The following is a 14,357-nucleotide window of genomic DNA, read 5'->3' on the forward strand; positions in this document are numbered from 1 at the left end:
GGATAAGATGAGGAAAAAATCTTTTTCGAATTTCTTTTCAATCTTTTTATGTTTCAGTTTGTTGATCCCGATGTTCTCAAGCGGACAGGATGCTGCAGCTGAGGAAGACACCGGGGCGGATTTCTTCACCTCTTTTGAAGAAGGCGATCCCCAATTGACGTGGGAAAATACGGTTGAAATCGATCCTTCAGGGGACGAAAAGTCCTCAGGAGTGAGTGGGTACGTCCCTTACGATACGATCCAGGGAGATATCACGGACCAGGTGGAGGAAGTGACAGCAAGTGCAAGCAATCCGCCGAATGAAATCGAAGCCAACTTGATCGACCGGAGCGCCCAAACAAAATGGCTTGCTTTCGAACCGACGGCCTGGCTTCAATTCAAGTTCCCTGAGCCAGTCAATATCGTGAAATATGCCTTCACTTCAGCAAATGATGCACAGGGAAGGGATCCGAAGAACTGGAAACTTTATGGCTCAAACGACGGTGAAGATTGGACAGAAATCGACAGCAGATCCAATGAAAGCTATGAGGAGCGTTTTGAGCGCAAAATCTATGAATTCGAGAATGAAGACAGCTATACCCATTACAAATTCGATATCACGGAAAATGCAGGCGATGACCTTACACAGTTGGCAGAGATCGCCTTATCGAACGGAATCGATGCTCCGCCGCCAGAAACTTCTGATCATATGACGACGGAACTGGGAGAGGGACCGTCGAACAGTTACACTGGAAAGACGAACGTCGGATGGACAGGGAAGAAAGCGTTGACGTATGAAGGAAAGCATGAAGCGGATGGACGGGCTAATTCCTACAATAAAATCGTCGATGTCAATATCAAGGTGGAACCCGAAACCGTCCTTTCCTATGCAATCCATCCACAATTCGCTGATAAGGATCATCTCGATTATTCGAGTACGTATGTAGCTGTCGATCTTGCTTTTACAGATGGTACATATCTGAGCGAGCTCGAAGCACGCGATCAGCACGGCGTAAAATTGAACCCGCAGGCGCAGGGTGAGTCGAAAACCCTTTATTCGAACCAGTGGAATGTCAAACGTGCTTCCATCGGGGAAGTGGCAGAAGGGAAGACGATCGACCGGATTCTTGTTGCTTATGATAAAGGTGAAGGACCTGGTGTTTTCAAAGGATCGATCGACGATATCAAAATCGATGACAATCCTGAGCAAGAGACCTATGAAAGCCCTGTGGATCATGTCAATATCCTGCGCGGGACGAATTCCAATTCGACTTTTTCAAGAGGGAACAATTTTCCTGCTGTAGCGGTGCCCCACGGGTTCAACTTCTGGGCACCGGTGACCAATGCAGGCTCGACAAGCTGGCTTTATAGCTACCAGCAATCGAACAACGACGATAATCTGCCGGAAATCCAGTCATTTTCATTGAGTCATGAAACAAGTCCATGGATGGGGGACCGTCAGACGTTCCAGGTGATGCCTTCTGCTTCGACGGCGGATGAGCCATCAGCGGATCGTAAAGAACGGGCCCTCGCGTTCAAGCATGAGAATGAAATCGCAAAACCCCATTATTATGGCGTGACGTTTGAAAATGGGATCAAGACTGAGATGACACCGACAAATCGAGCAGCCATGTTCAAGTTTACGTTTACGGGAGACACATCGAACCTGATCTTCGACAATGTGAACAATAATGGCGGACTAACGCTCGACCCGGATAATCAGAGCCTTTCTGGTTTCACTGATGTCCGGAGCGGCCTTTCTGCTGGGGCGACAAGGATGTTCGTCTATGCAGAGTTTAATGAGCCGGTCATCGATAGCGGGAAATTGACGGGTGAGGGCAGAGATAATGTATCCGGCTTTTACCGTTTTGATACATCCGGTGACGATAAAACCGTAACGATGAAAATCGCGACGTCATTGCTGAGTGTCGATCAGGCTAAAAAGAACCTGGAACAGGATATTAAAGAAGATGACCAATTTGAAGATCTGAAGGCACGTGCCGGAGAACTTTGGAATGACAAACTGGGCATCATCGAAGTGGAAGGTGCAAGTGAAGAGGAGCTTGTAACGCTTTATTCCAATATGTATCGTCTCTTCTTGTATCCGAATATCGGGTATGAAAACACAGGGACTAACGAGGATCCGGAATACAAGTATGCCAGTCCTTTTTCAGAACCAGTCGGTGAAAACACACCTACAGAAACTGGGGCCAAGATCGTTGAAGGAAAACCTTACATCAACAACGGGTTCTGGGATACGTATCGGACTTCCTGGCCTGCTTATACTTTGTTCACCCCGACACAGGCAGGTGAAATGATCGATGGGTTCGTCCAGCAGTATAAAGATGGTGGCTGGATCTCCAGATGGTCATCTCCTGGTTATGCCAATTTGATGGTCGGGACGAGCTCAGATGTCGCTTTTGCAGATGCGTATTTAAAGGGTGTCCGTAATTTTGACGTCGAGGCATTCTATGATTCTGCACTGAAAAATGCGGCGGTCGCCAGTGAGGATGCGAGCGTCGGCCGGAAAGGATTGGCGACATCGATATTCGATGGGTATACGAGCAACACGACAGGTGAGGGCATGTCGTGGGCGATGGATGGGTATATCAATGATTTCGCGATTGCAAATATGGCAAACGCCCTTTCTGATAAAGATCCATCAAATGAGCAATTGAAGACCGATCACGAATACTATATCAACCGGGCGAAGAATTACGTGAACATGTTCAACCCGGAAGTCGGATTCTTCATGGGGAAAGAGCCGACTGGAGAATGGCGTTCGACGCCTGAAGCCTATGACCCTGAAGAATGGGGAGGCGATTATACGGAAACGAACGCCTGGAACATGGCTTTCCATGTCCCTCAGGATGGACAAGGGCTCGCCAATCTCTATGGCGGAAAAGATGAATTAGCTGACAAGCTTGATGAGTTCTTCTCTACTCCTGAAACGGCACTTCATCCTGGTCATTACGGTGGAGTCATCCATGAAATGCGTGAGGCGAGAGATGTAAGGATGGGTATGTACGGGCACAGCAATCAGCCTTCCCACCACATTCCGTATATGTATAATTACGTAAGCCAACCGTGGAAGACACAGGAAAAGGTACGTGAAGTCCTGTCACGACTTTATCTCGGCAGTGAAATCGGACAGGGTTATCCTGGCGATGAGGATAACGGAGAAATGTCGGCATGGTACCTCTTCAGCGCCGCCGGATTCTATCCGCTTCAAATGGGGCTTCCGGAATATGCGATCGGTGCACCTTACTTTGAGAAAATGACGATCCATCTTGAAAATGGAGAAGACATCGTCATCCGGGCACCGGAAGTAAGCGATAAAAACAAATATGTGCAAAGCCTGAAAGTGAATGGCAAGCCATATGATAAGCTCTCCATCCCACATGACGTCCTTGCCGAAGGCGCAACTTTGGATTTCGAGATGGGGCCGGAACCGTCTGAGTGGGGAACGTCGCATGATGCACTGCCAGAATCGATCACAGACACTTCCACCGACGGTTCAACGCTGCTTCCGGATCCGATGGAAGATCTGACCGATCATGCGGATGGTACGTCGATCCACAGTGATCAAGGCGTAGCAAAGTCGCTGTTCGACAATTCCTCTCGTACGAGTCTGACTTTCGAGAGCAAGCAGCCATGGATCCAGTATCATTTTGAGGATCAGTCTGAAAAAGCGCTCATGTACACACTTACTTCCGGTGAGGACAAAGAGCAGGATCCGAAAAGCTGGGTGCTGATCGGATCGAACGATGGAAGCGACTGGACCATCCTTGATGAACGGAAGGATGAAGACTTCAAATGGCGAAAATTCACCAAACCATTTGAAATCAAAAACCCTGGTGAATATGCGTATTACCGCTTGATCATCAAGGATAACCAGGGAGCTTCTTCTACTTCAGTGGCGGAGATTGAACTTCTCGGTTTCGATGATATCGATGAAACGTTCCAGGAATTCGAAGGAATCTATCAATCGTTCGTTGAGGAAGGCAAGATTGAAGGTCCATTGAAAAAGCAGCTTGACGAGAAACTAAAGCAGATCGGGAAACATCTTGAAAAAGAAAACTTCGATCAAGCAGCCAAGCATTCCGAAGATTTCTTGAAGCTGATGAACAAGAAAAAGCCGGGCCATATCACCAGGGATGCGAAAGAACAATTGAATGCAGAAGGCAATGCCTTGATCGAATCAATCACCCGGTATGGTAAAAGCGGACAACCAGGAGATTGGGCTTATGAAGGAGAAATTCCACAAGTCCCGGTCTTCGAGCTTTCGAATCTGAAAACGGGTCAGGTTGATCCTGGGGAAGATGCCACCATCTCGGCTGACGTCTCTAATATCGGTTCGATGGAAGGTGAAAAACAACTCGATTTTTATTTTGACGGTGAACTGGTCGAATCGGAGACGGTCCAGCTTGAAGCAGGTGATAGTGAAACGGTATCCTTTACGGTTCAAGATGTGGAGCTCGGTATCCATGAGGTGAAACTGAATGATCTGACCGGGACGCTGAAAGCCTTGTACCGTGATGAACCCGTCTTGTCCTTGAAATTCGATGAAGAGAATGATGGTACTGTAAAAGATCATTCGCCATATGGACTTGACGGTGAACTATCAGGAAATACCGCTTTCGTAGATGGAAAGTTCGGCAAAGCTCTCCAACTGGATGGTGGCTGGATTGAGGTCCCATCCGATGAGCTCCTGAATGGCGGCGATGAACTGACGATTGGCCTGTGGGTCAATCTTGAAGACCCGGAGTCTGATCAAAAAATCATCGGCAAGACGAATATCGGTGATGGGTATGTGCTTGGCGTCAATAAAGGCCTTTATCCGGAAATCTGGGCTGAGAATGGACGCTATTCCTTCAATCAAGGTGAGATTCCAGCTGGAGAATGGGCACATTTAGCGATGACCTGGAAAAAGGATGGACGGATCATCGGTTATCTGAATGGAAAAGAAGTCGCCAATGTACCAGCTGGACCAACTTCGATCAAGCCGAATGACAACCCATTGATCATAGGCGGCGCACCATGGAACCCTGAGGGGCTCCAGATGAAAGGCCTGGTCGATGAAGTGAATGTTTATAAAGAAGCATTGACTGCCGAACAGATCGAAAAATTAAATAAAGAAAATACGATTAAATAGATTGATAGGCTGCCACAGCAGATTTTGCTGTGGTAGTTTTTTTGGGGACGGTTCTGGTGCTTCCACCCAGTCATTTTCTGTATTTTGAGATAATTTGTGCTAAACTAGTAGAAACAACAATCGGGTGGAATGCACAATGCGTAAGATGATCGTCAGTGTTTTCATAGTCCTTTTTGTAACCGCTTTCTCTTTCTTCGTCTATTTTTCTATCAAATCCTTCAATATCGAGTCGACTCAGGCTCAAGAACCGTACACCAAACCAAACTATCACCTCGTATTGATACCAGAAGAAATCAACAATGATTATTGGAAACTAGTTGAAAAGGGTGCCCGTTCAGCAGCGGAAAAACTAGGTGTGACACTTGAGTATGCCGGTCCGAAGCAGGCAAATCTGGAAGAGCATATGACGACCATTGAAATGGCCGCAGCTGCAAAGGTCGATGGCATCATGACGCAAGGATTGAGTGAAGAGCAATTCACGCCATTGATCAATAGCGCAATCCAAAAAGGCATTCCGGTCATCACTGTTGATACGGACGCACCGAAAAGCGATCGGCTCGCTTACATAGGTACGGATAATTATTACGCCGGTCTGCTGGCTGGTAAAGCCCTGTTGGCCGACACGGAAGGGGAAGTCAACGTCGCCATAATAACTGGTAGATTCGACGCGGCCCATCAAAAACTGCGGGTCCAGGGCTTTAAAGATGCGATCAAGGAACAGGAACGCGTAAAAGTGACTACGATTGAAGATTCCCATATTACACGGATCCAGGCAGCTGAAAAAACGTATAAGATCTTGCAGGAATATCCAGAAGTGACAGCCTTTTACGGGACAAGCGCGCTTGATGCGATCGGAATTTCACAAGTCCTGGAGCAGATGGGGAAGACGGACGATGTCTATGTAATCGGCTTCGATATCTTGCCTGAAACGATCAAGCTGCTACAGACCGGGAAGATTGAAGCCACGGTGATTCAAAAACCATACGAAATGGGATATAAATCAGTTGAGACGATGGTCAAGATTTTAGAGGGGAAGACCATCGATGAAATCAACCATACGGAAACAAGGGTGATCCATAAAGAGGATTTGCCGTTACAGGAAAATGAAATACTCGAGGTCATTGAGAAATGATCCGGATCAGAACGAAGATCATGATATTCGTCACCGTCCTCGTCCTTTTAGTGAATGGTGTGACATTCTACCTTTACCATAGCAGCCAGCAGACGATCGATCAGTACCATGACAGCTTCGAACGGTTCATCATCCTGAATCAGATTTCGAAGCAGACGACCGAGGTCTATGAATCGGTCAATGCGTATGTCATCGAAAAATCCCCTCGTTATTTGGATGACTATCATAGGCTGCGTGATCAATTGGTCGATGAAAAGGAGAAACTGATCGGCAAGGTGGAAAATAAAGATAACTATCCGACTGTTACCAATTACTACAACATGATCGAGAGTTTTTTAGAAGAGTGTGAACGTACGATCGAGGCGTTTCAAAAGGAAGATCTGAATCAGTATTCGTTTCATTTGAATGAAGCCTCGAAGGTATCCCGTTTTATACAGGAAACGACATTAAGCCTCCTGAACAGTGAATTGACAAGCTACCGTGCTTTTTATCACGCGATGGAACAGAAAAACCTTTATCTCCAGGCGATGGGGATCTCCTTGTTCGTCACGACGATCTTCTTGAGCCTGTTGACCGCCCTTTGGTTTTCGCGGGGGATCACAAGACCGATCAGCCTTCTTTCTTCATCTGCCAGGAAAATATCGAAAGGGGACTTTTCCGGTGAAGATGTGGAAGTACGGACGAATGATGAGATGAAACTGTTGGCTGGAACATTCAATAGGATGAGGAGGAACATCCGCGAGTTGATCAAGGAAATCAAAGATCAGTCAGAACTTGATCGATTACTGAAGGAAATGGAATTGAAGAGTCTGCAGAGCCAGATCAACCCTCATTTCCTTTTCAACACATTGAACACGATTTCAAGAATGGCCTACCTGGAAGGTTCCGAAAAAACGAGTGATCTGATCAGCTCCGTTTCAGCATTGCTCCGATACAATCTGGGTAATCTCGATAAACCGACGACCTTACGAGAGGAAGTCCGGATCGTAAAAGAATACTTTTTCATCCAGCAGACTAGGTTCGGAGATCGGGTCACATTCAATACAGACATCGATGATACGTGCCTGGATATTGAAATCCCTATATTAACCCTTCAGCCTATTGTGGAAAATGCGTTCATCCACGGAATCGAGTCATATGAGAGCGATGCAGAAATCAAGCTTTGTGTATACGAGGAAAAAGGACAGGTGATGATTGAGGTCCACGATAATGGCGTGGGGATGGATGAAGATGTAAAAGAACGATTGCTCCAAAAAGAGGACGATGGAAAGCCGGAACTCCGATCGCAGGGCCACTCGACCGGAATCGGGATGAAGAACGTAGTCAAACGGCTGGAGCTATTTTACAAGAATAAGAGCGAGATCCAGATCGAATCGGCGGTCAATCAAGGGACGATGATCAGAATTGCAATACCATGTACGGTGGAAAAAAGGGGAGACGATCAATATGTTGCGTATTATGGTAGTTGATGATGAGCGGATTGAACGGGAAGCATTGAAGATGATGATCAGCAGAGAGATAGAAGAGGCTGAGATTGTTGCCGAGGCTGGGAACGGGCGACAGGCGATCGAAATGGCAAAAGCAGAGAACCCCGATGTTATTTTGATGGATATAAAAATGCCAGGAGTCGATGGCGTAGAGGCAGTGAAGGAAATCAAAAGGGAGTCGCCCGATATCCGTTTCATCATGGTTTCCGCATTCGATACGTTCGAGTACGCCAAAAAAGTGATGCAGCAGGGCGTTAAAGAGTATTTGCTGAAACCGAGCAAAAAGGATGAAGTCATCGAAGCCATCCGTCGCGTCCAGATGGAAATGGATCAAGAACTCAAAGAGTTGGAAGATAAACGTCAACTCGAGCGGAAGTTCAACAAGGCCCTCGATTTTATGCAATCCGAATGGGCGGTTTCTTTACTCGTCGATCATGTCCAGGAATTGGATTTGAAGGAATGGGGAGAGCTTCTGGATGTCAACTTCAAATGCGGTTATGCCATCGTAGTTGAGAAGACCAGCCAGGAGGTGGATCGGATGGCATGGCAGGATTGGCTGAAGGATCATGTCAACATGCATTCCGCTGATTCGATCCTTCTAAGTCCGAATCATGAAGAGAAATTGCCCCTCTTTTCTCTGACGGATCAAATTGAAGGTAAGGATAAGAACGAATTCAAAACGTACATCCTTCCCTTCATAAGGAATTTGATCCACCAGTGTGAAAGGAGCTTCGGCTTTAAACCGCATGTCGGGATCGGTTTACCCTATCGGTCTGTCCATCAGCTCAGCAGATCCTACTATGAAGCACTACATGCATTGGAGAGCATTCAATCGGATGAACATGTGACCTATAAGTTTTGGTCTGAAGAAAGTGAAAGTAAGGGTGGGGCCGTAGCCGCTTTCCAGAAAGAAAAGGATCTGTTGGAAAGCATCAAGAGTGGAGACGTGACAAGTGCCCTTCAAAAGTTTGAGTTCTATCTGAAGGAGCTATCGAATGAGGATGCGCTGGATTTGAACCGATCAGTGTCTTCTTTGAATGAGTTTTTCATCATTGCAACCCGGATGATCAACAACTTAGGAATTCCTATGGATCGGTTCATCCCGTATGACCGGAACTCCTCCTCTCAACAGCTTGAGGAGAAGAGTACACATTTATTAAGGGTGATTGTTGAAAAAGTGCAAACATGGAGGATGGTCCAGGCGAAAGGCAAACTCGAAAGCGCGAAGGAGTACATTGAAAAGCACTATTCTGAACCGTTGACGCTTGAAATGGTAGCGAGTCACGTCGAACTAAGTCCGTACTATCTAAGCAAGCTGTTTAAAGAGAAAAAAGGGATCACGTTCATTGATTTCTTGACTAACGTACGGATTGAAAAGGCGAAGGAGTATATGCTTGATCCGGAAATCAGTGTAAAAGAAGTATGCTTCAAAGTCGGTTATAAAGATCCCAATTACTTCAGCAGGGTATTCAAAAAGATTGTCGGTCAAAGCCCGAAACAATACCGTGCCGTATTACAGCCGTCGTGATAATATTTTACCGGACACCAGATCCCTTATTTTCCCGAAAACAGCATTTTTTTCAAAAATAGAGGACACCAGAGACGTTATCGGCCGAAAAATCGAGTTTTAGTACCTCCAAAAACAAGAATAGCGGCACAGATGTCCTCTAATTTTTCCAATTCGCCCTATTTGTCACAGATAACGGCACAGTTGTCCACTAATTTCAATGGTGGTCATGTAGGAGGACCTAGCCTTATTCGGGTCCTCTTTTTTATGTCGAATGGACTATGAAACAATCAATCAAGGAAGTTAATCCCTTATTTTGACACAGGAGTATTTTCCTGTTTTTTGAAATTGGCAAAATAGAAAGAGGGATTCTAGTATTTTATCGAAAATTAGACATTAAAGACGAATCAGGTCTGTATACTTTATTAATTAATTTAATAAAGTAATTCGCGGCCTTTCAAGTCTAAACTACTTTTTAAAAGGAGGATGTTACCTTGAGGAAGTTTAGGAGGTATTTTTTCTTGATGTTGTCGTTTTTGCTGATTTTCAGTGGATTGAATGGACAAGCTCTTGCAGAAGCGGGGGAAGAGGATCCCGAATGGAACAACAATCCTGAAACCTTCCAGGTGAACAGGGAGCCGGCTCATGCCACGTTGATGCCGTACAAGGATGTGAAATCCGCTCTGAAAGGAGACCGGACGAAATCGACCCATTACAAAACATTGAATGGGAAATGGCGTTTCCATTGGGCGAAGAATCCGGATGAACGGCCAGTGGATTTTTATGAAGAAGATTATGATGTAACCGGGTGGGATAAGATTGAAGTCCCAAGCAATTGGCAGCTTGAAGGCTACGATTACCCGATCTATACGAACATCACGTACCCCTGGACAGGGTATGAGCAACCAGAACCTCCTAAAGCACCGACTCTCTACAATCCAGTCGGTTCATACAAAAGAACGTTTACGGTCCCTGGAAATTGGAATGGTGAGAAAGTCTATATCTCGTTCCAGGGTGTCGAATCCGCCTTTTACGTGTGGGTGAACGGAAAGAAGGTAGGCTACAGTGAGGATAGCTATACTCCTGCTGAGTTCGACATTACCAAGTATTTGAAAAAAGGGAAAAACACGATCGCGGTAGAGGTCTACCGGTGGTCTGACGGCAGCTGGCTCGAGGATCAGGATTTCGTTCGTTTGAGCGGAATTTTCCGGGATGTCTATCTCTATTCGACACCACAGGTCCACATGCGCGATTTCGCTGTGAAGACGGACCTTGACGAGTCCTATGAAAATGCCACCTTGAATACGGAAGTGATCGTAACGAATAACGGCAATCAGACGGATGAACTGTATACGATCGAAGGGACGTTGTATGATGCTGATCAGAAAAAGGTGAGTGAAAGCCCAGTCGAAATGCAGATTGATTTCGATGGGAAAAGTGAAGTGACCGTTGACAAGGACCAGCTTTTCAAAGATCCATTGAAATGGTCGGCGGAACATCCGAATTTATACACCTTTGTCCTGGCACTGAAAGATAAAAACGGGAAGATCGTTGAAACGATGAGTACGAAGGTCGGTTTCCGTGAATTTGAACTGAAGGATGGGCAGATGCTCATCAATGGGAAGCCGATTATATTGAAAGGTGTGAACCGCCACGAAACAGACCCGGATAGTGGAAGGGCGGTCACCGAAGAGTCGATGATAAAAGATATCAAACTGATGAAAAAATTCAATATTAATGCGGTTCGTACGTCCCACTACCCGAACCAGCCGAGGTGGTATGAACTGGCGGACGAATACGGTCTCTATCTCATTGATGAAACGAACCTGGAGTCGCATGGAGCAAGAGGCCAGCTTCCAGCGAGCGATCCTCAGTGGCTGCCTGCATCGATGGACCGCTTGAAAAGCATGGTGGAACGGGACAAGAACCATCCGTCGATCCTTTTCTGGTCGCTTGGAAATGAAGCCGGAAGCGGAAATACGTTCAAGGAGATGGCGGATTGGGTTCATGAAAAAGACCCGACGAGACTTGTCCATTATGAAGGAGACAACCGCTGGACTGATGTGGAAAGCCACATGTATCCGAGTGTAGAGGGTGTTGAAAACTGGGCGCAGACCCATCCGGAACGACCGTATATCCTTTGTGAATACGCTCATGCGATGGGGAACAGTGTCGGGAACCTGTACCAATACTGGGATGTCATCGACAAGTACGATAACTTGCAGGGTGGATTCATCTGGGACTGGGTCGACCAGGGATTAAGGTGGCCGACGCCTACGAAAAAACTGGTATTTGATGAGAGTAGCACGGAATTGAGCGGCGAATTATTAGGAGAGGTTGTCGAAGGGCATAGCGGTGATGCGATCGACGGTTATGTGACCCTGCCAAATGAAAGCGCTTTAGACATTACAGGCAAAGCATTGACCTTGGAAGCATGGGTGAAGCCTGAGCCGACCAATGGACACAGCCCATTCATCGCAAAAGGGGATACCCAATATGCAATCAAACAAAATGGCGATCAGCTCGAATTTTTCGTATATGATCAGAACAATTCCTGGGTGACCGTGGAAGCGCAGATCCCGGAAGACTGGAACGGCAACTGGCACCATGTAGCAGGTGTATATGACGGACAATCCTTGAAGCTGTATGCTGACGATGAAATGCTTGCGGAAAAGGAATTCAGCGGCGAAATCAAGAGTAATTCCTATCCGGTCAATATTGGACGGAATGCAGAAAAAGGCCGTACGACGAATGCCGTGATCGACCAGGTACGCATCTACGACCGTGCTCTGACGATTGATGAATTGAAGGATGAAGACCGATCTCCTGGAGAAGGAACAGTCCTTTGGATGGATTTTGACAACATGAAGGAAGAAGAGTATGAGCAAAAAGAATATTTCGCTTATGGCGGGGATTGGGGAGACAATCCGAACGATGGAAACTTCCTTGATAACGGCCTCGTATTCCCTGACCGTGAAGTGCAGCCAGAGCTTTGGGAAGTGAAGAAAGTCTATCAAAATATCGAAATGGAAGATGTCGATCTGGTCAATGGGAAGATGTCCATCAAAAATGAGCATCTCTTCACGAACATAGACGCATTTGATGCCGAATGGGAACTGAAAGCGGACGATAAAGTGATTGATAGTGGGAAACTAAAAGATCTGGATATCAAACCAGAGGAAACAAAGACAGTGGACGTTCCATTCAAGCAGCCGGAACTTCAAGAAGGTGTCGAGTACTGGTTGAATGTCAGCTTCAGCCTTCCGGAAGCGACTTCATGGGCACCGAAAGGGCATCTCGTGGCAACCGAACAGTTCAAAGTTCCATTCGATGTACCTGAACGGGAAGCAGAAGACATTTCTGACATGGACGACATTGAGGTAGATGAAAATGATGAAAGTGTCAGTGTACAAGGTACCGATTTTGAAGTGACCTTCGATAAAGTGGAAGGAACGATATCAAGCTTTAACTTTGAAGATACAGAGCTATTGAAGTCAGGACCTGAGCCGGACTTCTGGAGAGCACCGAACGATAATGACAAAGGAAACGGAATGCCATCGAGAACGGGGACATGGCGTGATGCCGGAAGCGACCGTGAAATTACGGATGTTTCTGTTGAAAAATTAGGATCAAAGGCCGTCCGGATCGATGTGAACGCTCTTTTACCGACGACGGATGAGTCCGACTATAAAGCTTCCTACATCGTTTATGGATCTGGAGAGGTCGTCGTGAAGAATACATTGATGCCTGGTAGCGGCCTGCCTGAAATTCCTGCATTCGGCATGGAGCTTACGTTGCCAGAAGAATTCGAAGCAATGACGTGGTATGGTAGAGGACCTCATGAAAACTATTGGGATCGTAAAACTGGGGCAGATGTCGGACTGTATGAAAGCACAGTGGATGATCAATTCATCCCGTACCTCGAACCACAGGAAACGGGCAATAAGGCGGATGTCCGCTGGGTGACCTTCACGAACAAGAACGGAGTCGGGCTGATGGCTACAGGTGATCCACTGCTTGAAGTAGGCGCTCTCCATTATACGGAGGAAGACCTGGAGTCAGCGAGCCATCCGTACAAACTGGAGAGAAGGGATGATATTACTGTCAGCCTCGATTACAGGCAGATGGGAGTCGGCGGTGACAACAGCTGGGGTGCAAGGCCGCATCCTGAATTCACGCTGTATCCGAATAAGCCGTACTCCTACAGCTACCGACTGAACCCGATTTCTAAAAAGGACTCGGCAATGGACTTGAGCAAACGGGTGATCACAGATGAACTGGTCAAAGGCATCGACATCAACGGGAAGCCTTTAGATGATTTCAATGCTGAAATTACGGATTATGAGCTGGATTATTTAGAAGGAACGATTTCTGAAGTTCCAGAAGTCCAGGTCACACCTGTCAAGGAGAATGTTGAGATCGAAATCAATGAGGCTGATGGTTTGCCAGGGACCACAACCATTACGGCAAGATCTGCAGATGGACTGTTGGAGAAAACCTATACGATTGATTTCAACCTTGTCCCGCATCTTTATTTGAGTGATACTGACTGGGAAAGTGCGCAGGCAGGATGGGGTTCTGTGAACAAAGACAAATCGGTCGATGGCAACCCGATCACTTTGAAAACGGACGATGGGGAACAGATCTTTGAAAAAGGGATCGGTACCCATGCCAATTCGGAAATCGTCTATGATATCGAAGGAAAAGGGTACAAGTTTTTCGAAGCGATGGTCGGCGTCGATCAAGAAATGAAAGGCAGGACTTTAGCGTCGATCACCTTTGAAGTTTATCTTGATGGTGAAAAGGCGTATGACAGCGGGTTGATGAATATCGATACGCCAGCAAAAGCAGTGAGAATCGATCTTGAAGATGCAAATGAGCTGAAGCTGGTTGTAACGGATGCTGGTGATAACAATTCTGAGGATCATGCAGATTGGGCAGATGCAAAATTCACCACTGAATAAAAGGAATTGGGCTGACTGATGAGAGTCGGCCCTTTTTATGGTTCTAGCGCTTTTGAGAATGTCGTGATTCTTTAAGATCGTGTCGCGATAAATTACGATCATGTCGTGATTTTTTCTTGTTTTGTCGTGATAT

General features: G+C 46.4%; 5 protein-coding genes. All 5 read left to right on the forward strand.

What is annotated here, in order from left to right; translation table 11 throughout:
• The first annotated feature begins 7 nt into the window (after positions 1 to 7).
• The gene (locus N8M93_RS10075) at positions 8 to 5,134 is read left to right on the forward strand and encodes a GH92 family glycosyl hydrolase (protein WP_261131515.1); all 5,127 of its coding nucleotides are present in this window, start codon (positions 8 to 10) and stop codon (positions 5,132 to 5,134) included.
• A 136-nt stretch (positions 5,135 to 5,270) separates the two neighbouring features.
• A complete protein-coding gene (locus N8M93_RS10080; RefSeq protein WP_261131517.1) occupies positions 5,271 to 6,266 on the forward strand; it encodes a sugar-binding protein in 996 nt (331 codons plus the stop codon).
• Positions 6,263 to 7,735 (forward strand): histidine kinase, encoded by a 1,473-nt coding sequence (locus N8M93_RS10085; protein WP_261131519.1) that lies wholly within the window; start codon positions 6,263 to 6,265, stop codon positions 7,733 to 7,735. Before N8M93_RS10080 ends, N8M93_RS10085 begins: the two co-directional genes overlap by 4 nt.
• The gene (locus N8M93_RS10090) at positions 7,713 to 9,281 is read left to right on the forward strand and encodes a response regulator (RefSeq protein ID WP_261131521.1); all 1,569 of its coding nucleotides are present in this window, start codon (positions 7,713 to 7,715) and stop codon (positions 9,279 to 9,281) included. Before N8M93_RS10085 ends, N8M93_RS10090 begins: the two co-directional genes overlap by 23 nt.
• A gap of 503 nt (positions 9,282 to 9,784) precedes the next feature.
• The gene (locus N8M93_RS10095) at positions 9,785 to 14,224 is read left to right on the forward strand and encodes a glycoside hydrolase family 2 TIM barrel-domain containing protein (protein WP_261131973.1); all 4,440 of its coding nucleotides are present in this window, start codon (positions 9,785 to 9,787) and stop codon (positions 14,222 to 14,224) included.
• Positions 14,225 to 14,357: the final 133 nt, after the last annotated feature.

The sequence above is a fragment of the Bacillus sp. Marseille-Q3570 genome, assembly GCF_946151055.1.
In the GTDB taxonomy this organism is placed as follows: domain Bacteria; phylum Bacillota; class Bacilli; order Bacillales; family Fictibacillaceae; genus Pseudalkalibacillus.